Raw genomic sequence first — 24,533 nt, forward strand, 5'->3', positions numbered from 1 at the left:
TTGCTGGGCAGCAATTACCCGAACGACCCAGAAACTACAACTAAAGTCGTAATTTGCAGGGCTTTTTATACCGTCTATCCCTAAAAAATCGACAATCTGTCATCTTGGGCGGCACAAACTTGTGCTAGATTAGCCAAGGCATAACGATACGGGGTGACTAGCTTGCGGGTATTTTAAACTCCCCATTGGGAAGATACCCGCCAACCAAGAAGAATGCCGCCAGCAAACCCTACATGAACAGAGGTGGTGTTTGTTGAACCCCACGCCCCTGACCTGATGGGGGACTAGGAGCCTGATCCTTAGGACGACCCGAAGGAAGACCACGCTCATCAGTGCCAAGACTATTAACATCTGGTCCATCACCATTCTGATCTGGTGGTTTTCCGGTGCCAATACTAAGAAGACGACGCTCAAGATTACGCTCAAGATCAAGATCAGGACGACCACCACCGACAACATCCTTCACTGGTACACCACGACTCTGAAGTGGTGGTGGGGGACTAGGAGCCTGATCCTTAGGACGACCCGAAGGAAGACCACGCTCATCAGTGCCAAGACTATTAACATCTGGTCCATCACCATTCTGATCTGGTGGTTTTCCGGTGCCAATACTAAGAAGACGACGCTCAAGATTACGCTCAAGATCAAGATCAGGACGACCACCACCGACAATATCTTTCACTGGTACACCACTACCTTGATCTGGTGGTTGATGTATGAACTGAGGTGGCGGGGAACTATTTGAACTACCACGAACTGGGTCTATGGCACTAGGCTGAAGTGCAGCACCACCACGAACTGGAGCCATAGGAGTAATGGCGTTGTTTATACTAATATTTCTCCCTTGACTTGGTGGCTGGATATTATTTTCAGAACCACCACGAACTGGGGCAATTACAGCACTAGGCTGACTTGCAGCAACACCCTGAACTGGGACCATAGGAGTAGTGGCGTTGTTTATAGTAATATTCCTCCCTTCAATGATGCCAGACCGCCGAGTGGTCGACCCATCTTTGCTCTTGCTTTCTTCGGAGTTAGAACTGACCTCCCCTTTGCCCTTAAACGTAACACTCCCTGACATATTAGTGTTTGTTGAAGATGATGTGCTGCTTGTGCTATCACTCGCATCCTGATAATCAAGTGAACCTGCCGTTATATCGACATCTCCATTCGCTTTAAAGTTGGTACCAACCAACGTTGTTTTTTCGGTGGATTTTGACGTAATACTGCCACCAGCATTGTACTTCGAGGTCACGGCGGTACTAGTATCGCTATTCTTGCTGCTGCCCGATTCTTGGTAACTACCTTTCACGCCGTAACCTTCCCCTGATTTATAAGAAGCTCCAAGTCGTGCATCATAAGAAGCCGCACTGGCACTTTTAACGGTGGTGTCATGAATGGCAACATCCTCAATCACACGTGCAGATTGTTCAATATTACCTCCTGCATCAAGGGACGTTCCCTCATCGCGAATAGTATCTTGTGCTACACGTTTAATGTTACCACCTGCTTTAAACGTATTGGTAATACTGGTTTCTGAGCGGCTTGATGTTTTACTAGATTCGTGGTCTTGGCGGATACCAGCAGTCGCCTCTGCGTTAACAGCTCCTGAAGCTGCGCGACTCGAAGAATCCACATTGCCATTGGCATTTGCCTCAGCACCAACATAGAGTCCTGAAGTAGTTTGCGTGTTTGATGATGTAGAAGTAGAAACATCCCGCGCAGCAGAATTTCTGATACTTTTGGCATCAATGCTCATGTCACCACCGGACTCAATATCTGAACCAACAAATGATGCATCGTTTTTAGCTTTAATAGCCATGTTGCCACCAGCCTTGATGCTGGATTTGGAGTTAGTTAGGTTGTACCTAGATGTCCTTGATTCCTCTGTACGCCCCCCAATGGTCGCAGCACCTGCTGCATTACCAGAAGCACTACCAGAAGCACTGCCGGAAAGACTACCAGAATCAGTATCAGAAGCACTACCAGAGGCACTACCAGAAGCATTGCCTTTTGCGTAAAGGCCCGTTGATTCTGTGGTCGTGTGGGTATCACTGAACGTTTCATTACGCCCCGTGAGGACATTAATATTTTTTGCATCAAGATCAAGGTCACCACCTGCGCTGACATTGGAACCCTGAACGGTTATCGTGCCATCAGTTTTAGCACGGAGATTACCACCAATATTCAAGTTCGATGCAACGCTACGTTTGCTGCCTGAATTAGTCTTAGTGGTACTTGTCTCTGTAAGTTTCATATTGTAATCAGCAGAAGCACTACCAGAAGCACTACCAGAAACAGCGGCAGAAGCAGTGTCAGAAACAGTCTCAGAAGCACTACCAGAAGCAGTGCCATCTGCCTGACTTCCACCACCATCTAGCTTCATAAATGTCGAGGTAGTCGTGGTGCTAGTAGTACGTGTTTCATCCAGTCCGTCGAGAATGTTAATACCTTCTTTAGCATCAATGTCTGCGTCGCCTGCCACGTTCAAATTGGAGCCTTGCAGTGTCATGGAATTTTCAGCTTTGACCTTCAAATCTCCTGATGGAATGGCATCAAGCTGCACCTGTATATCCTTGGATTCGGCAAGTTGTGTTTTGTACGTGGCAAGTTCTGCTTGGTATTTCTCCTTAATGGCAACCGCTTCGGGTGAACCGGGTGTGGCTTTCTTGTAGTCGGCCTTAAGTGCCAATAGACTATCTGCGGATGAAGACAACTCCTTACTCTTGTCACGCAATGATTGCAAAGTCGAAATACGTGTCTCCTGATCTTCAGCACTGCCTACTTGGATGGTAGACCCCTTGTTAGTGCCTTTAAAATTATCAGTAGTGGTGGCGGTACTGCCATAAAGCCCTCCACCGACACCAAATCCTGATTCGGTTTTTGTGGTATGGGTTGTGGTTTTGTCCTGACGTGCCAGCACATTGAAGCTACCACCTGCATCAACATCCATACCACCGCCTGCTACTACATTACTCCCTGCAATGGTTGTGTCACCACCGCTTTTGGTTGTTAGCGTACCGCCTGTTTTCAAATTAGAGCCAACATTCTTCTCCGTGCTTGTAGTAGTGATTGTGGTAGAACTTCCTAACCACGAACTAGAGCCACTTCTTGATGTGCTTGTACTCTTATCCACAATCGTATCAAAAGTAATACCTTTTCCTGCTGAGAGTGAGGCATCACCACCAGCTTCAACATCGCCACCGATTACTTTGATGTCTTTCTTGGCATCTAAATTAAGATTGCCTGTGGCTGTTATGCCTGCTGTTCTAGCGATGGAGGTTCTGTACTCTTTGTCGTTACCACTGCCGGAAGTGACCGTTTCATTATTGATACTGCCCTCGGTAGATTTCAGGCTAACATCTCCACCTGTGATAGTGCCGCTGGTGTTGGTTATATCACCCTTGGAAGCGATGTCTAACTTATCACTGCCTGCTATCGTGCCACCCGTATTTCTCAGTGAGGTTAAATCCATCTTAACGTCGTTAGCAGCAATGACTGCACCCGTCTTAATCATGTCCTTAGTCGATTGTGCGAGATAGACACGGGGAACCAATACTTTCTGCCCTGCAACGATGCTTTCCTCCATCCAAACCAAATCTTCCTTAAGAGCCGCGCTTTGGCTGGGGCTGAGTGCCTTCCCATAAGTAAGACCTAATTCTTTGCCTTGTTTGACTGCCTGATCCATCAGGCGTTGCATTTGTGCCGTTTCACTGCCATAACCCTTGAGCATATTATTGCCTGTTTGCTGGATCAATTGCTGGCGAATCAGATAAGCCTCATAGTTGGAATCCCCCAGACGTTTGATAACAGTATCCGGGTTATAGCCGTAACGTTTTGCCATGTAGTCTGAGCCGACAAAAACAGACCCTACTTTGAATAACGGATTGCTCTCAATAAGGTATTCAGCACTCGGATTGACGATGGCAACGAAGTAACCATTGGGACTGGAAGGCAACGTCAAATTAAGCCCGGCGAATGATAGGCTAGCTCCAGCCACAACAGTGTTCCTGCTACCCATTCCTAAACTACTGACGGTATCTACACCCGTAGCACTTGTACCTGTACTCGCACTTGCTGAACGGCTACCTACTGACGGCCCCCAAACAGAGCTTTGGTTGACCAGCGCAAATCCTGTCGCCGTCAGGTTTCTTGCGAAGATACCTGCACCCTGACCCGTCCCCGCTGCATAGTACGATGACAGGGGGGTGTCGCCACGCACCTGATCATATGTACCCCAAGGATCGTTACCGTCGTCCTGCCTCCTCCACGTCTCCCAAGGAGCCATTCTTTGTAGAGAAAGGTCATCATTGGTAAAAGTGCTACCATTCACACCACTAATGGTCATGTTGCCAGAACTTGCTGACAACAGTGCCCCGGTATTGTATGCGGAGCTAAAACCAGTAATACCCATATTGCGCCCGGCAATAATCTGCGGCTTAGTATCAGGTAGGGGCGTTGCAAAGTACTGTTGCGTGTAGCCTTCTCTGTGGTGACAGTGGTTGCCGTCCCCACAGTTCGTATAAGGTGCACCATCAAACGTAGCATTCCAAGAAATTGGTGTCCATAACCGTGATGGGACACCGCCCGGAACTTCATTGCGGAAGACAGGGGCTGTAATGGCAATATCATTGCTTGCGTTGATCGCACTGTTATTGGTGAAGGTATTGCCTGCTGTCAACGTCATGCTACCAGAGGAGTCCATCCTCCCTGTGGAAACATAATTAGTCAGGTTGCCCAAAGTAGCACCAGCGGTCAATTGCTCACCCGCATACAACGCCCCGTAGTTGTCCAGATTACCCGTATTAGCAGTCAGCCCCAGTGTTTTAAGTGATGACACCCCCCCCGTATCGCGGTTAGTAATGCCCGTTCCGCTGATGGTGAAGTTATCATTGGAATGGATAGCCCCGTAATTGTTGATAATACCTCTGGAAGCTATATTACTGACACCGTTGTCCATCGCTCCAAAAATCAACGCACTACTGTTACTTGCCCCCCCATTAGTTAAGCTATCCACGTTTAAAGTTGTACCAGAATTAGCGTACATTTTCCCCTGATTGTTGAGGGTGCTGCCGATCAGGGATAAAGTTCTGTTTGAGAATAAAACCCCCGCAGCCTGATTGACTAGCGATAAGAGATGGTTTGCGCTGCCCAGTGCCATTGCCTCACCGGATTGTACCCGCCCACTGTTGTCAAGGTTGAAACTGCCCTGACCCGTGATGAGGGAGAGTGCCGCATCACCGATGATGCTGCCCGTACCCGTATTCACTACATTGCCGCCGCTTACCAGTGAGAGTGCGCCGTCGCTGTGCAACTGCTTACTATTGTTAATCGTTGTGCCACTGGTATCCGTTGCGGTAAGCATAGTTAAACCGCTGCTGTCGATAAAGCCACTGTTGGTCAATACCGTTCCAGTTAGTGCCAAACCGCTGCCCGTACCTTTGATTGTGCCGCTGTTATTGAGGGTGCTGGCAGTGTTGACATCCAAGAGGCCAGCCGATTGCAGTGTACCCTCATTGTTAACAGCACCGCTAAATGTCAGGTTGTCCTCTGAACCTGCCGTGGTTGAGCTTAGGAACTTGGCAACAGCCCCGGTATTGGAGAATGTTGTACCGCTCGCCGTTGTACCTCTCGCTGCCTGCACTGTTCCCGCATTGCTGATTGCACCAGCAGTCAGTGCCAACGTGCCACCAGACTGGATAACACCTGCTGACTGGTTACTGAGTGCCAAAACGTGGTTTGTGCTACCCAATGTCATTGCCCCACCGGATTGCACCCGCCCGCTATTGTCAACACTGACGCTGCTTTGCCCCGTAGTAAGGGATAGGGCAGCATCACCAATAATACTACCCATATTATTTAATACCGCCTCTGTATTGAGCATCATTGCACCGACACCTTGCAAAATACCGCTATTGGTAAATACGGTGCCGCTGCTACCCGTTGCACTCAGTTGCGAGATGCCTGCCGCGTCAATTGTACCGCTATTTATAAGCGTTTTTCCCGATAACGTCAGTGCGCCCGCACTCCCTCCATTGGCGACCGAACGTGTCAGCAATTTGCCGTCATTGTTCCATGTATCAGTCGCATTAACGGTCAGCGCACCTTTAGACTGCAACGTGCCTGAAATCTGGTTATCAAATGTGCCGGACAGAGTAAGGGACGCATCCGCTCCCGCAGTATCTGATGCAATGAAAGTGCCAGAATTGGTCAGATTATTTGCACTCAGTACTGTTCCAGTCGTCGCTTGTATTGAGCCAGAATTAGTGATATTGGCAGCACGGGTTGTCATCGCACCGTCTGCAAGCAGCACACCACTGTTGGTGACGCTTTCTGTGCTGCCGTTAGCTTGGTCAGCAATATCCAGCATCGTTTTCGCATGGATAGAACCGCTATTGTTTAACGCTCCGCTAACGCGGGCAGTCACCTTTCCCGAATCAGCAGTAATTGTTCCTGCATTGGTGATTCCGGTTGCTGCGCTCAGAGTCAGGTCTCCAGCCGTAGTTTGTATACCTTGCTCTGTTCCGTGCTCCGTACTGATTGCAGCATTGTTGGACGAAAGCTTCATGTCCCCTTTAGAGCGTACTTTAGCTTTAGCCAAGGCAAGGTTGTGGGTAGTTTTTAATTCCAGTGTTCCTTCCTTGGCGTAGATAGTGGCTCCTTTCGTCCCGATGGCAAGGCTATCTGAGGTACTCGATAGTGTATTTCCGGCACCCCATGTTCCGCCGTCTATATTGGTAGCCCCAGTGGTTGCCAGTGTATTGTTACCCCCAGCAAATCGGGTTTTCCCAGTGGTAGAAACATCCGTCAGCGTTGCGCTTGTGAGGTTGAGGTTATTCGCTGCATACAGTTCCCCTTCGTTTAAGTTGACCTCCCCCACTGCCGCAGATAACGCAAGGTCATGGTTAGCAGACAGTTTGCCATTGACACCGCTCACCGATATATCTTGGCTACCACTGTCCGAACTTGATGTTATTTTTATATCGCGAGTAGCACTGATTGCCGACTTAACTTCGACTTTGCCTGCACTGTCCAACGTAAAATCATCAGCACTGGCAGCCGCATCCCCCAATGTGCGCACGCCAACTCCCGCCTCTGTGGCAACGATGCGGATACGCCCTGCGTACATACCACCCAGCGCGGTAGAATCAACCGCATAAGAAGGGGCTGCACCATTTCCCGCCGTCGTACCCGTTACATTTCGGTTCTTGTAATCCCAAACATTTTTACCTGTGGTTATGCCAAGGCTACCGCCCGCTGCTGTGTTAATTTTTCCATTCACTTTGGTTGATCGTGCGACAATATCAAAAACTTGCTGCGTACTGGCATTTGCACCGTCCCCTTCCACTAATACGTCACCACGGTTCACCGTAAAACCGTTCAGACTGCCATCAGCAGCAATATTGGATGTGCCAGTGGTGAGAGTGGCTCGATCAGTGTTAATGAATCCACAACCTTTGCAAGTGATACCGTTAGGGTTAGCGACAATCACATCAGCGTTGCCCCCGACCACTTCCGTAAAACCAGCGAGTGTGCTGCGGTTGGTGGATGTCACCTCATTAAGGATGACTCTGGCTTCTTGCACCAAATTAGGGTTAGCAATCACTTGCCCTGCCAACTGGGATTGACGTGCTATTTGAGCATTGTTGCCATTATTAAGTACTAAGCCATTCGCCTCGACATCGTAACGGGTATAGCGGTTATGGGAGAGTCCAGCGGCATTTGCCGTCTCGATGTTCACGACAGGTACGCCATTAGCTGATATATAGGCATTAGTTTTACCGCCATCAGGTATAACCGTGGTGGCAGGTAATTCAGCATACACGGAGGTTGCCAAAAAACCAGAAATTGTCAATACGGCAAGGCTTGCTTTGCAGGCAGAACGACGACCTCCCTTGTGTTTGGAACGTGCTATTTCCGCAACAGGAACCCAAGAACTAAGGCTTTCATTCCAGACAAGATTATAGATATGATTCATGAGATGCTCCTAAAATGAATACGCCATACCGACCCAAGTCTGACTAGATTCTTTGGTCATTGAGGAAGGTAGTTTGAGTGGGCGGGTATTGAATAAGTCTAAGGAGGCATTACCCCGCTTTGCAGATAGGCCGACCACCATGCCATCCATGCGACCCTGTGGAATATTGGGGGCAATATTTTTCACCTCACCCGTGTCATAGCCAGCATAGAAGCGGGTGGGAACAGCTTCACCCCCGATAGATAGCGGTTGATGGACAGATACCTCGTTGCGCCAGTAGTAACCATCATCACCCGCCAGTGTATTACGGACAGAACCACGCACTGAAGACAGGCTACCAATGGATATTTGCTCGGAACCATAAAGCACGTCCTCAGCTTTCTGGGCAGTTAATTGACTGGTAACACTGAAATCCCTATTAAAGAGTTTGAATGGGCGTGCATAGTTAATCCCAGCCTTGATCTTGCCGAACTGGGCGTGCGGCATATCAGCCAACAAATTATCTGGGTCACGTAGCGCACCCGCTGATTTCAAACCTTTGGCATAGCCAATATCCAGCGTCAGTGTTCCTCCAGCAAATTTAGTATTGATATTGCCATCTAAATCAAGCACGGTAAGGTCACGGCTGCTGACCCCCAAAAATTGGTCGTCTAAGTAATTCTTTGATTGTTTTGTGGTAATTGTTGCAGCCAATGAAGCGCGGGTCGATTGATCACGGTACATCACCCGATCAATACGGATATTATCAGTCTTGTTATTGCCACTTGCCACCAATGCAAGACCACTCGGCATGGGAACCGTGCTTGCATATTCTGAATGGCTCGTACCCATCGACAGGGTAGTGTAACCGAAAGGGATGCTAAAATTTAGATTGTCACTCTTGGAATTTTTATGACCCGGATCGCTTGGGGTGGATTCCCTGTGAGTAGCAGAAAACAGTTCATTAAAACCAAGCAAATTATCTGCACTGGCAGTAAGGCCAGCTTGTGTAGCACCTGTAGATTCAGAACCTTGGTTGTCTAGGGCGATATTAAAATGAAAAGGAGAACTGGGTTGGTTATGAACTACCAAATTACTCACTCCCGGCTTTTCTCCGGGTTGGATGTCGATCTTGGCATTATTAGAAGAGAGCCTATTGATCTGATCAACACCCTGCTCTATATCCCGCAAATTAAATAAATTTCCTTCGAGATTTGGAAATACATTATTAACTGAAACGCTATTGGCATTATCATCATCTATTGTAATTTCCCCTAGAACCCCCTCAACAACAAGAATTTTAAGATGACCTTTACTTAAATCTTGTGATGGAAGGTAGGCACGAGCGGTGATATAACCCCGGTCAATGTAATCCTTAGTAATTTCAGCCATTACGCGCTCAATATCACCCGCATTAAGGCAACGACCACTAAACTCATCGGCAATACGTCGGCGTACCGAAGGGGTAAGATTGGGAGCATTATTGATAACAACATTACTAATAGTACGGCAAGATGTACCGATGGCTGGCACTTCAATCTTCGGTTGTAATGTTTTAGTATCTATGCCATCGACACGTTCAGTCCGTTGCCGGACTTCTTCTTGATCACGCCGTAGCCGTTCCTGTTCTTGACGCTGAATTATCTCTGACTGACGTTGTGCTGCGTCAACATCTGCTTGGGTTTGTGCCCAAGTAATCGTAGGAATTAATAGGCTCGCCATAAAAAAGCATCTGATAAAACTGCGGGGATTGATAGGAAAGCCACCCTTCTGCGGGATTATTCTGTTGTTCATAAATATTAGTGCTTATATCCTGCTGTATTTTGAATCTCCCCTTTGCCGAGGAGAATGCTATTCATTGTTTCTATAGATTCCATAATTCTAACAAATTCACATTGAATGAAAAATAAGCATTAAGTACCAGCGATTACAACTAAAGTTGTAGTTTCCGCCAAAGGGGAGCAATAGTTCCCATAAATTTCCTGTTCTCTGAGATCATCATTGATATACTGGGCATTAACCTTTCCCCAAGAGATGATGCAGTGCGCAAGACAAAAGCTACTCTCTGGTCATGGTGCTTGTTACTGGGCTGCTTTGCCTTGAACGTTGCCGTAGCGACCAATCTGCCCCCCGTCGTGCTTACCCCGCATACATTGTCACTATCGGCGGCAAAATCTGCGGAAGTCCTTGAAGACCCCACCCGCCACCTGACACTGCAACAAATCATCTCCCCCGCCACTGCCGCCCATTTCACCCCTAACACCAACGACCGTCTGAACTTCGGGCGCACCCGTTCCGCGTGGTGGGTACATTTTGCCGTGATCAACCAGACTGGCGAAAAGTGGTATCTGCGGCTGGATGCACTATTGGGCGATGAGTTTGACTTGTACCTATTTCCATCCGGTAGCCCGCAAGCGGGGAATGCCACGACTACCGCCCGCTACGCCAAACCGCTGGACGATTACCGGCGCAGGGCATGGTTGCTGGATTTGCCCAAGGGCGAAACCTTCGATGTCTACATGCGTGCCACCAACGGCGATGCCATCCTCCAACTTCCCATCGAATTTTTGTCCAGCAGTGCGATACTGGAACGCAGCGCTGCTGAACACCTGTGGCTGGGTAGCCTGTATGTCACCATGCTAATGCTGGCGGTCTACCAACTGCTGATGTTTTTCAACTTGCGCGAAACCAGCTACCTTTTGTTCGCGTTCAATATCCTGATGGTGATGGCGACCATCCACCGCACCAACCCAGTCTTTGCCAGCCTCGCCTTTTTGGGCAATACCCATTCCTATTTTTTTACCACCCCGGCATTACTGGGCGATGCCTCTCTGCTGTGGTTCAGCCGCGTCTTGCTGGACATTAAGCAGCACCTCCCCCGTCTGGACAGGCTCTATCAGGTGCTGGCGTGGCTTGTCCTTGCCCTGATCGGTGTTATTGGAGCCATTCCGGGGGGGACTGTACTGATCGTGTGGATTACCGCCGCAGTATTTTTTTTGAACTTGGGTGTCGGGGCGGTCTTGGCGCAGCGGGGCAACAAGATTGCCACGTATTTTTTCCTCAGCTACCTCGCTGCCCTGTTGTTGCAGATGGGGAATGGGTGGGCACTCGCCTTCAATAACAACCGCTGGGACACTTCCCACGACCTAAGCATTGCCGTGGCGAATTTGATCCTGATGTTCTTGGTGTCATGGATTCAGATGTTGCGCGTCAGTGGCTTGCGGGAACGGATACAACATAGCGAAGCCGAACACAAGGTCAAGGATGAGTTTCTGGCGACGATGAGCCATGAATTACGTACCCCCTTACACGCGATTGTCGGCTTGGGGGAATTGCTGCGGCTGCAACCGCTGCGGGGGATTGCCGCAGACTATGTGGAGCGCCTGAACCGCACTGCCCGCTACCAGTTGCAGTTGGTGGGTAACGTGCTTGACCTCGCCAAGATCGGCAACCAATCGTTCCATCTGGAAGCGCAGCCCTTCCGCTTGGATATTGCCGTCCATGCCGTTATCGGGCTACTGGGGCAACAAGCCACCCAGAAAGGGCTGGAACTGACTTTGGCAAATAATGCTGACTGCAATAGTAGTCTTGCGGTGGCCGTCGTGGGTGATCGGGTGCGTTTTTCCCAAGTGCTGGTCAATTTGCTGGGCAATGCCATCAAGTACACCGACTACGGGGAGGTGACACTTACCGTGCAAGTCAATTCGGCGGTGGGGGCCGGAATGGTGAAGGTGCGTTGTGAGGTCACGGATACCGGCGTTGGCATTGCCGCAGACAAGCTGGAGCAGTTGTTTGAGCCGTTTTCCCAAATCCGGGCGGTAGGCACGGCAAGGCAGGAAGGCATTGGCTTGGGGCTGGCGATCAGTAAACAATTGGTGGAAGCCATGGGCGGGCGGCTAAGCGTTGACAGCACCGTTGGGGAAGGTAGCCGCTTTGCCTTCGAGGTGCAACTGGGGCTGGTTTCCGCCGAAAGTATTTTACCGGACGCACAGACAATGACGGAACTTCACCTGCCACCGGGCTTGCGGGTGTTGGTGGTGGATGATTCAGAAACAAACCGCTTTGTCGGCGGGGAAATGCTTCGCAATATGGGTGCTGAAGTCGAATTTGCGCCGGGCGGGGAAGAAGCAGTGCTGCAACTGGGGCAGCAGGACATCGACGTGTTGCTGCTGGACATCAACATGCCGGGGATGAACGGTTTTGAAGTGGCACGGTGGGTACGCCATTACGGGCGCAACCGTAAACTGCCAATCATTGCCCTGACCGCCCATACCCTGCCGCAGATTGAACAGGCAGGGCGGGCGGCGGGCATGGATGCGTTCCTAAGCAAGCCGTTTGAGTACCCCGAGTTGTATGAGTGCATCTGCCAAGTGTTGGGAGTCGATACCCTCAGCAGCAGCCGTTTCAACGGTTTGCAGGTAAGGCAGTAACTCATCCATGCCCAGCAGTTTGACGATGGCTTTTAGCTGGTGTGCGACCTTTGATGCTTCCACCCACTGCTGGTTTTCCAGATGCAGACAAAGCTGCGCATAATCCCGCTTCAGTTCCGGGATAGCCTTACGCATGAAAATGGCTAATTGTTGTTGGTTAAGCCTGCCTCCGAGGGCGTTTTTCAGGCTTAATGGTACTGTTGTTCCGCTCAGGGTCATCAGGCGATAAGTCCCCTACGCCGCGAAGCCTCAATCGCTTCAACCCTATTTGTGGCATTCAGCACTTTGAAAAGGTCATAAACATGCCGTTTAACCGTATTCTCCGTCACACCCAACGTTAAGCCTATTTGCTTATTGCTATTGCCGCGTGCCAGCAAGGTGACAATCTCTTGCTGCCGCCGTGTCAATAGTGGTGGGCTAGCAGCAGGAACGGCAGCTTGGGCGGGGAAAAATTGGGGTGGAAAGTAGATACCACCTGCCATGATTTTCACCAAGGCGGCCTGCATTTCCTCAATATCCATCAGTTTGGTGATATAACCCTTAACCCCCAATTGGAAAGTTTCTTGAATCACCTGAGGTACTGCGCACGCAGACAGTATGCAAAATTTTACCGTGGAATATTGCTGACACAAACGCGGCAACTCTTCCTGCCAAGCACACTCACTGGGCATGGATAAATCCAGCAACGCCAGATCAACCGAACGTTGTTGCAAAGTGCTACGCACTTCCCCCCATGTGCTGACTTGATACAATTCCATTTGTGGAAGCAATGCATTGAAGACCATGGCTAGCCCCTCCCTAAACAATGCGTGGTCATCTGCCAGTAATACTTTGATCAAAAGCGTTTACTCACTTCTAAATGGATACCCTCACGCTCCCCCAATTCGGCACTGGTGCGCAGGTATGTTTCACTTCCCAAATGGGTGCGGTAGGAAACCAACCAACTGGCATTGTGTTTGTTTTCGGCAGTAACGTCGGCCGTTACACTGCCCAACAAGGGGACATTCATCTGCCCGGCATAATGGGCTTCTGCCTTCTGATAAAGCAACCCAAGGTTAATAGTGCCATCACCCAACCCCCGTCCAACACTGGGAATAAGCGTTTGGCTGGTATCCGTCTTGCCGCTGGCATCAGCGGTATAGGTGGTATGGATATACGTCAACGCACCAAACAGTTTGTCTGACCCCGCCACCACTGTTGCCCCCGCATTGTAGGTCGTGCCATCCGCGTTAATGGTCACGTCCGGCAATGGCGCAAAACTAGGCAGCGAGGGGAATTTCACGATAACATTCCCAGTGATTTTATTGGCAGCGGCAAAAACATTGACGTGGGGGGCAATCCAATAATCAGCCTTAATCCCCGTGGACTGGATGTCGCTGCGGGTTTGAATTTGCCCCTGAGCGGCAACCAAGGGCGCAAGTAGGGGATTGCTCAACGCCAGCGCCGACAACCGGAGGTCTTGTTGCTGGGTATCCATACTATAGGAAATACCAAAAGGCTTTTGGGGACGCACCGTACTTATGTCGGCAGCATTGACGACCCCAGAAAAGCCCAAGACAAGAGCACTTGCCACGTAGCAGGGCATTGATATGACCCTCAAATTAAAGTCCCTTCTCGATACAGAACACATCTCATGATCAAAACACCATCACATTGGCATTTTGACGCGGAGTCTACCAAAAACATGGCATATAATCAGCCATCAAATACATACCAGCCATTTTTGTTCTTCGGGAATTCCCGTGATGAAGCACAAGATCATAATATCGGGCGCACAGCAGTTCTCGGTCAAATATCGCCGCACCCTAGCTCTGAAGCCATGTCAATGAAAAATTTGCACGGTGATGAGATTCTGAACCCCTTACTAAGTGTATTGCAGGCTGACCCGGAACTACTGTCGGGCGTATCCAGATCATCTAGCAGGCATCCAACCTATTTTCGACCACTCAAAAGCTATCCGACGTATTGCTACCACTACATATCCGCGCAATACTCTATATGGCTGCGGTGGTCGCGGTTCGGTACAACCCCCATGTCAAGGCGCTTTATGAACGCCTGCTGGCACGGGGAAAGACCAAAATGTCTGCATTGGGTGCGGCTATGCGTAAACTGGTTCACCTCTGCTTCGGGGTCGTGAAAACCCAACAAAACTACCAGCCAAGCTATCAAAATGTTTGACTGGCAAGACGGTATCTTCGCCATACGCATCCCGTGCCAGCACCACCGTCTTCATGTTGTCGTACAGCACCTTTTTGGGCACGCCGCCAAACCATCCAAACGCCGCCACATGGCAGGCCAGCAACGTTTCCAGACGTTCATCGCTGACAAACTCCACGTAAGCACGCGAATAACCTAGCGGCGCCACAAATGCCGACAACCGTACCGGCTTGCTTTGCAATACAGTCCAATCCACCTGCATCTGCAAGCCCGCCTCCGTCTCAAAACGCACCACGGGTTCAACTGGCAACGCCGGGTACAAGCCCTGCAAAAATACCCGCAACATGGTCACACCACCCGTGTAACCTTGCTGGCGTATCTCACCCAGCAACACCGTGGCGGGTAAGCGGTGCGGTTGTGCCTGCTTCACCCTTTCCGTCAAATAGCCGTGGTATGCCGCCAGTTTGGCTTCCCGCCCCACGCGGCGGCAGTAACGGCGCGGCAACCCGTCACCGTGCCGCAGGCACTCCCGCACCGTGTTGCGGGATATGCCCAGTTCGCGGGCAATACGGCGGGTTCCATACCCTTGTCGGTGCAATATTGTGATCTCCATATAACGCTCCTGTATCAGCACCACCCTGCTCCTCTGTTGGGTCAATCAGGGCGGTCATTGTAGGAGGTGGGTCAGTTTTCAATTGATGGGGTGGGTCAGTTTTATATCGGTGGTGACATCGCCCTCGCAAGCATGGGGAAGGGCGTACCAAATTCAATAACTGGTTGGCAATTTGCAGATAATCAAATACATAATAGACATTATCTCAAAAATACAACTTATTGATAAATAGATAGATTCAATAGTTTCGGATTCGCATGGCAGTATGCAAATTGTGCAACCCACAAGCGATTTCCATCACTAAATCATCAAAGTCTTCCACGTAATTGCGGAAGATGTCCTTGACGCACCGACACCGCTTGATGCCGCTGTTCACATGCTCAATGACCACCCGAATGCTGGAAATGGCGCGGTTATGCGCCTTATCCTTATCGCTCAATAGCTTACCCCGTGGCTTTTTCTTGGGTTGATGGACAACTGCCCCGTCACCAGGATCATGCCCCTGATAACCTAAGTCACGGTAAACCTCATACCCTTCCGGCACTTTCACGCCTTCCTCATCTGCGATACGTTTGTCATGGTCTTTGCCGCGCCGCGTTTCACCCAAATACTTGATTTCACGGTCTTCCAAGCCTGCTATCACGTTGTTCTTCACTGAATGGAATTTTTTTTCCGCTGTAATATTCCTCCTGCACACCCCTATCAACCGGACGCTGGATGCGGCGTTCTGTTGCGTCCAACCCAAGGGCTTGCGGCATTTCATGGGAAAGGCGCTCCAATACCTCTTCCGGTAGCCGCGCTGGGGCATGTCCCATGCTTTTTAAGCCCGACTGCAAAACGGGGCACAGGCGATGTATCCAGCGGTTGGCTAACCCTTGTGACAGGTTGAAGGAATAACCCAGCACTTCTTGCAGCGGGTAAGCCTTCAAATAATAGAGAATAACTTATCTTCTATCGTTGCCAAATTACCGGGGCGACCACGCTTTGTTTCACTGTCATGACCGTCAACAATTAACTGTGCCGTGTATGCCCGGTGAAAATACGGCAACAGTTTGTTGAATTCACCCAGATCAATGCCTGTCATGGCGCGGAAGGTTTTAGCCTTGCCTTTGATGGCGTTGTAGCTGTACTCTGCCATGAGTGTCCCGTTCCCTTGGAGAAGATCATTGATCATAGGTTGTAGCGCATTTCCGTTGATTTTTCAAACAATTCGCTGATTGGGGGACAAGTACGGGATTTTGGAATAATGTCTAATGTGCAGCAACAACAGTGCAGGCTTTACTATTCAGACAAGCATTTCCGCCTGATGTCGAATGCCTTGGCATTGCCGGTATACCCTAAACTCCTCCAGTGAAGTAAAAAGGAAAGGGTAAAAGGGCTTGTAAGGGAAGGGGGAATTAAAGGAAGAGGACTTACCCAGAAAGGGCTAAGAATGGCAAAGGGCATATGCTGCCGCAATTCTCTTTTTGCCCCCTGCTGATCAAGGCTAACTTTACCCATCCCCCGAAATTGTAAAATCCGCTAAAATCATCTGCTCTTTAGTACGTGTCACGACAGTCCTAGCCTGTTTTGTCAGGAGCAAGCGCCATAAAGCAAATAACAGGAGCCACACCCATGCATACCACCCTTGTCCATGTCCATGTCAAGCCTGATTGCCTTGATGCCTTCATCGCTGCCTGCCGCAGCAACCACGAACAGTCGGTGCAAGAGCCGGGCAACCACCGTTTCGACATCCTGCAATCAGCCGATGACCCCTGCCGGTTCGTACTGTACGAAGCTTATGCAACGGCTGCCGATGCTGCTGCCCACAAGACTACTGCGCATTACGCGCAGTGGCGTGACACGGTGGCTGGGATGATGGCGCAGCCCCGCCAAGGCGTGGGGTATATTGGGATTTGTCCGGCTTGAATTTGGTACGCCCATGCATGTCATGGGGTTATTGTCAGGGGACAGTAAGGGGGGAGCCAGTCAGCCCCGTTTGCCGTTGGTCGGCTGGCTCCAGAATAGGCTGGCGGGTGTTGCCGCCGTTGGCTATCTTCGTCCCCAAACGAGGAAACCCCCATGACGAAAGATATAAAAATAATCCTATTAGTGATCGCAGCCAACTTTGTACTGTTGTTGTTGACCTTTTACTTTTGGTGACTAGGCCAGAATAGGAATTGCCCAACAATCAATCATGTGCTTATAATCCGCGCATGAGAGGGGATGTGTTAGACCAAGAGGCATTGGGCGAAATGGCGGGTGAGATTGCCGCGCTGCTGCGTGGGCGTTCCGGCCTCCCTACGGGGGGCGGGTTGACCACCAACGTCGGGGCAGTGACAACCGGGAGCGGGACACTGGTACAAGTGTTTGTCAGCGACACCTCCGGGAATGCCTTGCTGTCCATCAGCGTTGAATTGCGGGTCTCCCGGAAGAGTCTCCCCCACAACTGGCCCTGATAAACACGGTGCACCACTGATGACCCGGTACTTTCGGATGAAACATAAAAAATCAGGCAAATGCCATCCATAAGCCTGATTTTTTTCTACCATTCAATTCTCAACCAAGGGAATGACAAAATAACATGGAAGTTTCCCTAACTGGCTTCCTACATCTTGGATAGAGAGGGAATTGGGCGGTACTCCACTTTTACCGTCCAGTGACACGATGCCGGTGCAAGCCCATCACCGGCATCACCCGTCACGAACTGAAGCCAACATATCCAACATCCATTGAAGCCCCGCCGATTATTTTAACCCTTTGGGGTACGGACTCACTGCCTGTGCCCCTTTTTTTGTCTGCCAGCAGGCATTAATGGGGATTGCCATCCCGCGCCAATTACTTTGTCCTGTTGGCGACGACCGTCTTGAAAAACACTGTCCCCCCCAGCCTTGAATGCTGGCCCAGATAGCGCCGTGCTTACGGGGTCATGCGGCTTGCAAGATGTTTATAATGGTGCTAAAAAAGAAAGCAACATAACCCACCCCCGCAGAAGAATCCCCATGACATCCAAGGCTTCCCCCCTGTTGTTGGTTCTATGGCTCCTATTGTTCCCCTTGTTGCCATTTGCACAAGCAGCCAGTGACGGGCAACCCCCGTCAGCACTCCCCGTTGTACCCATTGAGCCGGGGATGGTGACAATCCCAGCAGGCACTTTCACGATGGGTTGCAAACCAGACCGTGATAATGGGGTTGGCAATTGTAGCGATGATGAAAAGCCCGCGCATGAAACCCGTATCAGTGCCTTCCAGTTAGCTACGGCTGATGTGACGTTTGCACAGTGGGATGCCTGTGAGGCAGCAAACGCTTGCCCCCATGTGGATGACGTTGGCTGGGGGAGGGGCAACCGGCCTGTGCTCAATGTCACTTGGGGGGACACCCACACCTATATCCAATGGCTTAACAGGATGACAGGTAAAACCTACCGCCTGCCAACGGAAGCAGAATGGGAATATGCCGCAAGGGCGGGGGCTGCCACAACCTATCCATGGGGCAACCAAGCTAGCCATGAGTTTGCCAACTACGGTAAGGGGGATTGCTGCGGAGGGGAGGCCAGTGGCAAAGACCAATGGGAGTACACCTCTGAGGTGGGTAGTTTTGCGCCAAACCAGTTTGGCCTGTATGACATGCTGGGCAATGTGTCCCAATGGGTGGAGGATTGTTATGTAAACAGCTATAAGGATGCCCCAAACGATGGCAGTGCCCGTACTTGCCCCAGCGATGCGGCTGCCCCGCATGTATTCCGGGGCGGGTCATGGGACAACGGGCCATGGTTCCTACGTGCCGCCAGCCGCAACTACAACACGCCTGAATACCTTAGCAGCTACGTTGGCTTCCGCCTCGCCAAGACAAACCCATAAAAGATGGGCACAATGCCGTGCCTTTTCACAGCCCCATTGGGGTGGCCTGTTGCTGGGGTAAATGACAAATATCAATGGATTGGTCAATAGCAATTGTCGCTTGGTAGGGTAGGGCGTATCCTGCCGCGCTTCCATTTACTCCTTCCAAAATAACAAAAACGATGTGGTTTACCACACCCTCAACCTTCAGCAGCTTAGGCAGTTTCCCCTGCTAAGCTGCCGTTTTTGGGGAGGCAGTTATGCCCAGTCCCTGATGTCCCCCGGCACTTACACACTTCCGCCCATGGCACTGTGCCAATTGAACAAAGTTTCATCTATTCCGCAAATGGGCATAACAAAATCCCTTATCCGGCCTACATTCAATTGCGTGCCAATGTGATGACAATAAAAATAGGCAGGAGACCCAAGCCCCGTAGTGGGTTTTGCGTATTGAGGGAAAGCAAGCAGTACGATCCTTGCCTTTCCCGGATTTGTTGCTGCCTTATTAGGTTATGCCGGGGATGCCCGCCCCGGCAACCATTTTCACGCCCGATCAGGATACCTGAAGCCCATCAGCATTCACGACGGGTGTATAGCGCTATTTCGTGGCAATTAACCAGATAAAGCTACTGGGTGTGGGGCCGCAACAGGGGGGAGTTGTGATGCTATCACCCTCATCATCCAGCGCATGGCACCTGCATCCCCGCGTTTGTACAAACTTGCCAGCCGCTTTTCCATTTCCCGGTTGCTTACTGGAGTGGCTAGTTGTGCATTGTTTTTCATGATTTATTCCTTATTTTGGCTTGTTTTATATATTTATTAGTAGGCTCAGCATGATTATAGCTTATAACCGATGGGGCAAGTACCTACCGGGAGCCATCCCCTCCTACAGGGCGCTGATGCTGATTAAATTATATACAAATTATATTGCAGGCGTAAACCCTTAAGTGATGGAGGCTTGCACAAGCAGCATTAAAGCCCCATCAGGGCATCGGATGCCCAGCCGTCGCCATGATATTGCCCTAAACTATGCGCTGCCGTCGCCCTATACGTATTTCTTCGGTAGGGTTTGGCGTCAGGTTGATGACACTTTGAACCAATAAAAATAATTTCCTGATAAATTTCTAAAAAAACATCATCAGAAATATAAGGAAGTATTTACATGACCAAACTTACCGTTGGACAAACGTTCCGTGAGAAACTGCGTTCACTTTACCAAACAACAAAAATCCAGCCTGCCGGTATCCCTACCAGTAGTGGGCATCTGCCAAATGTTGGGGGTGTCAAGACGCTAGCAGCTTTATCGGAAATACCGGGAAGGGAGTGCGGCAGCCTGAATGATTTCTTTGCCAGCCTTAACAATGGCATCGCCCAGCGTGCTGAAAAGGCGGCGGTGGTAAAGGATACGTAAACTTAGATAAAATATTGCTTAGTTCTTCATCACATTGGGCTGGCGCTGACTATACTCGTGTCAGTTTGTCGTTTTTTTGGCCTGTGGATGTGGATTATGGATGCTTTCGTGAATATCTTTATTTTCGCTATGCTCATTTTGGCAGTTGGCTATTCAGCTTACGCAGGACGTGGGCGCAAGACGTTGCCGCCAGAAATTGAAAAGGCGATTGACCATTGACGAAACCCAATGGTTGCCAAGTCACCGCAGTATGGTTCCCCCTAAGCGTTGAGGCAGGGTTTATCCCTGCCTGTAAAAGTGTTCCCCGCATTGGCGGCAATGGAATCTGCCCCGGCGATCCCCTAACAAGCGCTGCCACCAAGCAGGGCTGGAACGCCTGACAAAACCATTGCAGGTTGGGCAGGCTGCCACATTAGCCACAAAATAAGGGCTGAGTGGGGAAGTATGCATCAGGGGTTGTGCTGCTATTTTGTTCATTCTAATGTTCTCCTGATAGTCCAAAAATCAACCATAGATTATAGCTCATTAAGCTGGCATTAAGTTTCTGGCCAGATGAATAAAAGGGCCATTCCCTGGGGATGGGTAGGATAGTGCTGGCGCGATATTACGCAGTGGTGATTTTTTGGTTAGACTATGGGGAAACAAGAGGGACAATGCTATGGACGTGCTCGGGACTAAAAAAATAGCAGAACTGCAACAACAAATAAAACACTTAGAACAGAAAATCAATGACTTGAAGGACGCACTGGGAAAGGCAAAAAAGGAAGCAGTCATTGCCGCAGCGGTATGCCACCACCGTTGCGGTAGGACTGATGCGGTTCGCGCTGATGGTGCTAACCTGAAAAAAGTGGGTGTGGCGGCGGTACGTACAGCGCAGCCCCCGCTACCCTCCTGAAACTTGCGGCTTCGTTTGCACCCTTTGCTGTCAGGATAATACCGGGCGGCATACCCCCGGAATGCGCCCAAAACCGACCAAATGCTTTTCCCAATAACCGCTCAAGCTGCTGGTCGTTATGGCCTTGCCTGTCCGGGGGGCATGGACGAACTTGCCCTGCCCAATATACAGGCCAACATGGCTGACCTGCTGCCCATGGGTGCGGAAGAACACCACATCCCCTTTCTTTGCCTGTGCTGCGGGTATCTTAACCGCTGCCCCATACTGGTCTGCTGCCGTGCGGGGTATTTGGACGCCAGCACCTTGCCTGAAAGCGTATTGGGTCAGCCCGCTACAGTCAAAACCCGCAGTGGGGTTAGTGCCGCCCCACTTGTACATCTTGCCTTTCTGCTTTTGTGCGTTCCAGACAATCCTGTCGATAAGGGTGGGGTACGGTTTGGCAGACGTTGAGCGGATATGGGCAGCTTTGTGGGGGCTGGCGGTTTTGCCGGGTGGTTGGCTAACACCCGTGCTGCACCCGGCAATTGTAACCAACAGGGCAAACACCAGCTTTCCCCCTTGTGTTGTTGGGGGGGTAGTCTTGTACATCATGCATACTCCTTGACCTTCGATCCTTTACCTGAATCTAGCCAAGATGCCGCACAATACAAACGCTATCGTCCTCTTAATTGACCACGGAACTGATGGCTAACAATACTGTTCACGGGGGCTTGCTTTCAAAACGGCATTGATGCAGCGCATGGATTGATAATCCGGTAAGGGTAAATACGGGTTAACGCAATTGACATTTGACCCTATGCCCTGACATATTGCTGCACTGTTTAGAAAAGAGGCAGAATGAATGAGCAATATTGATATTTCATCCCTAAGCGTTGCTGAACTTGCCGCCTTAAAGGGAAGCATTGACAGCATTATTGAAGGCCGCCGTGAATCAGAATTGTTGGATTTGCGCGAAACCTTTGAGGCGATGGCAGAAAAGGCTGGTTTTACCCTTGAGGAAGTCATGCAGGCAACCTCCAGCAAGAAACGCCCGGCAGTCCCCACGAAATACCGGAACCCGGACAATCAAATGGACACGTGGAGTGGGCGCGGCAGGAAACCACTCTGGGTTGTGGCATTGTTGGAATCAGGCGGTAGCTTGGAAGCTTGCCTTATCTAAAGCAGGAACCCAAGCGGGCAACGCCAATGGGTTTGTTCCCATATTCTTGTGCTACAGTTATCTTGCAGGCAACAAAGCTACCGCAAAGACGCCTCCTACCTGCGAAGCCGCTAACTTGTTGCAAGCCGGGTTAGCGGTTTCTTTCGTTTTGGTCTTCACCTCTTGATCCAGTAAGCACAAAACTGCCGCAAGCCACCGCATTTAGGGTGGGAAAAAGTGAGGGAGGCAGCATGATTTTTGCGACAACTACCTTGAAAAACACCGCACTTGACCAACGCCTTGTTGACGTGCCGACACATGCTGTACAAAGCCGACCGGGTATCCACCCGTTTATTTTCGGATTGAGCCATGTGGCTATTTCCTCAATGCTCAGGTCTGTTCTCAGCCGGACACGCTACTTGCTGACCTTCAACCGCATTACCTTGATGCCGCCCTTGCTGACCACTGGTGTGAAGTTGAAAAACAGGCTGTCCCGCCTGTTGCTCTTACACACGCACCGCCGGAAGGTGTAGCCAAGAAAGTCGAAGGCGGTATGTTCATACTGCCATTTACGGCTTCCATCTAGGAGTCAGGCAGGAAGCACGCTTCCGCCTGCGGTTCAAATTCGAGCTTGACTACCGTTTGGGCGATACAGTCGTTCACTGTCGGCATCCCTAATAACCGCCCCCCACCTGATTTCTTCGGTATCGCCACCGCTTTGACGGGCGGGGGGAAGTAGCTGCCCGATGACAAAATGCTGGGCGCTGATGGCTTTCCCCCTACCTGCCGGGATTTTACCAAGCACAACCATTGTTGCCCTAGGAAATGATCGTCCCATAGCAGTCAGCCGTGAAAGTGCGGCGGCATGTATGCTGACCAGCTTGCCCCCAGTTTGTTTGCCATGTAAGGACATGCTTACCGTACCGCGTGTAAGTACATGAGCCTAAGTTTTCGTGCATTCGCAGCATGAAGATTCAACGAGTTACGCTCATGGAATGTGTGAAAACTTCAGCTCGGCTACTTACATACTGTAATGCGGTACTCCCCAGCGTGACACTAGTTCTGTTTCCTGATGCCCCAACCAAGCATCCATCGCCATTTTGGTAGTCGCACAGCCTGATAAAATGATGACAAGCCCAACCATGACCTGTTTCATGTAAATTCCCCCTATATCCCTTCACCCTAAATTGCATGTTACAACGTGGTCAAAAACCAATCTATCCGGGTATAGTCGATATTGCCACTGACTGGTAAACCTGCCATTAAGTGTTGAAGATGCGTACACATACTTGGGTTCTTGCGGTGATTTATCGGGATTTGGCAGATACCCAATAGGGGAATACCAACCAAAGCGGGGGGCAGCCATACTTCCGGCTATATTAGACAGCCAAGTAACTACCCCCGAACCATGACAACCCGAACCCATATCGCCCCTTGCCCACGTTGTGGGGCTTCCTCACGCCGCCAACCACCGCGCTGGTGGCAGCGCCTGTTCCACCGTGGGCGGTTGTGTTTTTATTGCCATACTTGTGGTCAGCAGTTCTGGTGTTATGCTTGATTTGCGCTATTATTAGTCATTTCATCCAGCCACACCGTTATGCCATAGACACCCAAATAAAATAGGAAGGGAACGCCATGATGCGGAAAACTCCCCACAATAGGGATCACAGGCACATCCACAGGGCTATGTACCTGATGCTAGAGGGAGACCTCCTCAACCATCTGAGGGAGGCGCAGATAGCCTCAGACGCTGGCGACTGCAAGCGAGTGTGGCAACACCACGAGCAGGCACAAACGTTGTTGGATGCATTGAGGAAGGCACATACGGAAATCAGCGAAGCACTCTAACGGCAGGACAGCACAGGGATGCCTGATATTTATTGCCTTCACCTCACTCCAACTCCACCACCAATATCCCACGTTGGTGGCGTACCACCACCGCCTGTTTGGGCTGCTGTGAAGCATCAGCCGCGATTGTTGCCACAGGCTCAGGTTCCGGTTGCTTCCCCAAACCTTGCGCCACTTGCCTGTCCAACACCTTCCAGACCTTCCGCGCATATTTCAGGCGTGCGGCGGCTTTGTCTTTTTTTGTACCCGCACCATACGCCCCAACC

The 24,533-nt window shown here is 50.5% G+C and carries 21 protein-coding genes and 2 pseudogenes; 11 read left to right on the forward strand and 12 right to left on the reverse strand.

Translation table 11 applies throughout. The features are described from left to right. Positions 1 to 229 precede the first annotated feature (229 nt). A complete protein-coding gene (locus tag PHE17_RS17825) occupies positions 230 to 7,978 on the reverse strand; it encodes a hemagglutinin repeat-containing protein (protein ID WP_301017264.1) in 7,749 nt (2,582 codons plus the stop codon). A gap of 9 nt (positions 7,979 to 7,987) precedes the next feature. Continuing rightward, positions 7,988 to 9,751, reverse strand: coding sequence for a ShlB/FhaC/HecB family hemolysin secretion/activation protein (locus tag PHE17_RS17830; RefSeq protein ID WP_301017265.1), 1,764 nt, complete (start codon positions 9,749 to 9,751; stop codon positions 7,988 to 7,990). A 248-nt stretch (positions 9,752 to 9,999) separates the two neighbouring features. Here PHE17_RS17830 and PHE17_RS17835 point away from each other — a divergent pair, with 248 nt between their 5' ends. Then, complete coding sequence (locus PHE17_RS17835; RefSeq protein WP_301017266.1) at positions 10,000 to 12,387, forward strand: hybrid sensor histidine kinase/response regulator; 2,388 nt, start codon at positions 10,000 to 10,002, stop codon at positions 12,385 to 12,387. Here PHE17_RS17835 and PHE17_RS17840 read toward each other — a convergent pair. The 3 genes from PHE17_RS17840 to PHE17_RS17850 are packed head-to-tail and all read right to left on the reverse strand — an operon-like array spanning position 12,280 to position 13,972. Further along, entirely contained in the window at positions 12,280 to 12,606 is a 327-nt protein-coding gene (locus PHE17_RS17840) for a hypothetical protein (RefSeq protein ID WP_301017267.1), read from the reverse strand. The two genes, PHE17_RS17835 and PHE17_RS17840, sit on opposite strands and share 108 nt — an antisense overlap. Next, complete coding sequence (locus PHE17_RS17845) at positions 12,606 to 13,226, reverse strand: response regulator transcription factor (protein WP_301017268.1); 621 nt, start codon at positions 13,224 to 13,226, stop codon at positions 12,606 to 12,608. Before PHE17_RS17845 ends, PHE17_RS17840 begins: the two co-directional genes overlap by 1 nt. Continuing rightward, positions 13,223 to 13,972, reverse strand: coding sequence for a hypothetical protein (locus PHE17_RS17850; RefSeq protein WP_301017269.1), 750 nt, complete (start codon positions 13,970 to 13,972; stop codon positions 13,223 to 13,225). Before PHE17_RS17850 ends, PHE17_RS17845 begins: the two co-directional genes overlap by 4 nt. A 395-nt stretch (positions 13,973 to 14,367) precedes the next feature. On the opposite strand from PHE17_RS17850, the pseudogene PHE17_RS17855 reads away from it, so the two are divergent. Next, positions 14,368 to 14,565: pseudogene (locus PHE17_RS17855) on the forward strand (IS110 family transposase); the annotation flags it as partial. Between the two features lie 19 nt (positions 14,566 to 14,584). Here PHE17_RS17855 and istA read toward each other — a convergent pair. The 4 genes and pseudogenes from istA to PHE17_RS17875 all read right to left on the reverse strand — a co-directional run. After that, a pseudogene (gene istA / locus PHE17_RS17860) lies at positions 14,585 to 15,157 on the reverse strand (IS21 family transposase); the annotation flags it as partial. Between the two features lie 238 nt (positions 15,158 to 15,395). Beyond that, positions 15,396 to 15,800 (reverse strand): transposase family protein, encoded by a 405-nt coding sequence (locus tag PHE17_RS17865; RefSeq protein ID WP_301017270.1) that lies wholly within the window; start codon positions 15,798 to 15,800, stop codon positions 15,396 to 15,398. Beyond that, a complete protein-coding gene (locus tag PHE17_RS17870) occupies positions 15,775 to 16,086 on the reverse strand; it encodes a hypothetical protein (protein WP_301017271.1) in 312 nt (103 codons plus the stop codon). The genes PHE17_RS17865 and PHE17_RS17870 overlap by 26 nt, the downstream gene beginning before the upstream one ends. Next, complete coding sequence (locus PHE17_RS17875) at positions 16,083 to 16,295, reverse strand: hypothetical protein (RefSeq protein WP_301017272.1); 213 nt, start codon at positions 16,293 to 16,295, stop codon at positions 16,083 to 16,085. Before PHE17_RS17875 ends, PHE17_RS17870 begins: the two co-directional genes overlap by 4 nt. A 476-nt stretch (positions 16,296 to 16,771) precedes the next feature. On the opposite strand from PHE17_RS17875, the gene PHE17_RS17880 reads away from it, so the two are divergent. The 6 genes from PHE17_RS17880 (at position 16,772) to PHE17_RS17905 (ending at position 21,281) form a co-directional block, all read left to right on the forward strand. Further along, complete coding sequence (locus PHE17_RS17880; RefSeq protein ID WP_301017273.1) at positions 16,772 to 17,065, forward strand: antibiotic biosynthesis monooxygenase; 294 nt, start codon at positions 16,772 to 16,774, stop codon at positions 17,063 to 17,065. A gap of 299 nt (positions 17,066 to 17,364) precedes the next feature. Continuing rightward, a complete protein-coding gene (locus PHE17_RS17885) occupies positions 17,365 to 17,595 on the forward strand; it encodes a hypothetical protein (RefSeq protein ID WP_301017274.1) in 231 nt (76 codons plus the stop codon). Between the two features lie 543 nt (positions 17,596 to 18,138). Further along, positions 18,139 to 18,996 carry a formylglycine-generating enzyme family protein gene (locus tag PHE17_RS17890; protein WP_301017275.1) on the forward strand — a complete coding sequence of 286 codons (858 nt, stop codon included), beginning with the start codon at positions 18,139 to 18,141 and terminating at the stop codon, positions 18,994 to 18,996. 1,141 nt (positions 18,997 to 20,137) lie between these two features. Further along, positions 20,138 to 20,386 (forward strand): hypothetical protein, encoded by a 249-nt coding sequence (locus PHE17_RS17895; protein WP_301017276.1) that lies wholly within the window; start codon positions 20,138 to 20,140, stop codon positions 20,384 to 20,386. 96 nt (positions 20,387 to 20,482) lie between these two features. Then, positions 20,483 to 20,605 (forward strand): hypothetical protein, encoded by a 123-nt coding sequence (locus PHE17_RS17900; protein ID WP_301017277.1) that lies wholly within the window; start codon positions 20,483 to 20,485, stop codon positions 20,603 to 20,605. Between the two features lie 439 nt (positions 20,606 to 21,044). Continuing rightward, positions 21,045 to 21,281, forward strand: coding sequence for a hypothetical protein (locus PHE17_RS17905; RefSeq protein ID WP_301017278.1), 237 nt, complete (start codon positions 21,045 to 21,047; stop codon positions 21,279 to 21,281). A gap of 30 nt (positions 21,282 to 21,311) precedes the next feature. Here PHE17_RS17905 and PHE17_RS17910 read toward each other — a convergent pair whose 3' ends face one another. After that, positions 21,312 to 21,872 (reverse strand): C40 family peptidase, encoded by a 561-nt coding sequence (locus PHE17_RS17910; RefSeq protein ID WP_301017279.1) that lies wholly within the window; start codon positions 21,870 to 21,872, stop codon positions 21,312 to 21,314. Between the two features lie 250 nt (positions 21,873 to 22,122). Here PHE17_RS17910 and PHE17_RS17915 point away from each other — a divergent pair, with 250 nt between their 5' ends. Further along, positions 22,123 to 22,440 (forward strand): H-NS histone family protein, encoded by a 318-nt coding sequence (locus PHE17_RS17915; protein WP_301017280.1) that lies wholly within the window; start codon positions 22,123 to 22,125, stop codon positions 22,438 to 22,440. Positions 22,441 to 22,670: 230 nt separating this feature from the next. Further along, entirely contained in the window at positions 22,671 to 22,952 is a 282-nt protein-coding gene (locus tag PHE17_RS17920; RefSeq protein WP_301017281.1) for a hypothetical protein, read from the forward strand. A gap of 488 nt (positions 22,953 to 23,440) precedes the next feature. Here the strand turns inward: PHE17_RS17920 and PHE17_RS17925 are convergent, their stop codons facing one another. After that, positions 23,441 to 23,575, reverse strand: a complete 135-nt coding sequence (locus tag PHE17_RS17925; RefSeq protein ID WP_301017282.1) for a hypothetical protein — start codon at positions 23,573 to 23,575, stop codon at positions 23,441 to 23,443. Between the two features lie 479 nt (positions 23,576 to 24,054). Between PHE17_RS17925 and PHE17_RS17930 the strand changes: the two genes are divergently transcribed. Next, the gene (locus PHE17_RS17930) at positions 24,055 to 24,267 is read left to right on the forward strand and encodes a hypothetical protein (protein WP_301017283.1); all 213 of its coding nucleotides are present in this window, start codon (positions 24,055 to 24,057) and stop codon (positions 24,265 to 24,267) included. A 43-nt stretch (positions 24,268 to 24,310) separates the two neighbouring features. On the opposite strand, the gene PHE17_RS17935 is transcribed toward PHE17_RS17930, so the two are convergent. Then, positions 24,311 to 24,533: hypothetical protein (locus PHE17_RS17935; protein WP_301017284.1), on the reverse strand; the 223-nt coding region annotated here is incomplete at its 5' end.

This window comes from Thiothrix sp., assembly GCF_028714775.1.
Taxonomy (GTDB): domain Bacteria; phylum Pseudomonadota; class Gammaproteobacteria; order Thiotrichales; family Thiotrichaceae; genus Thiothrix.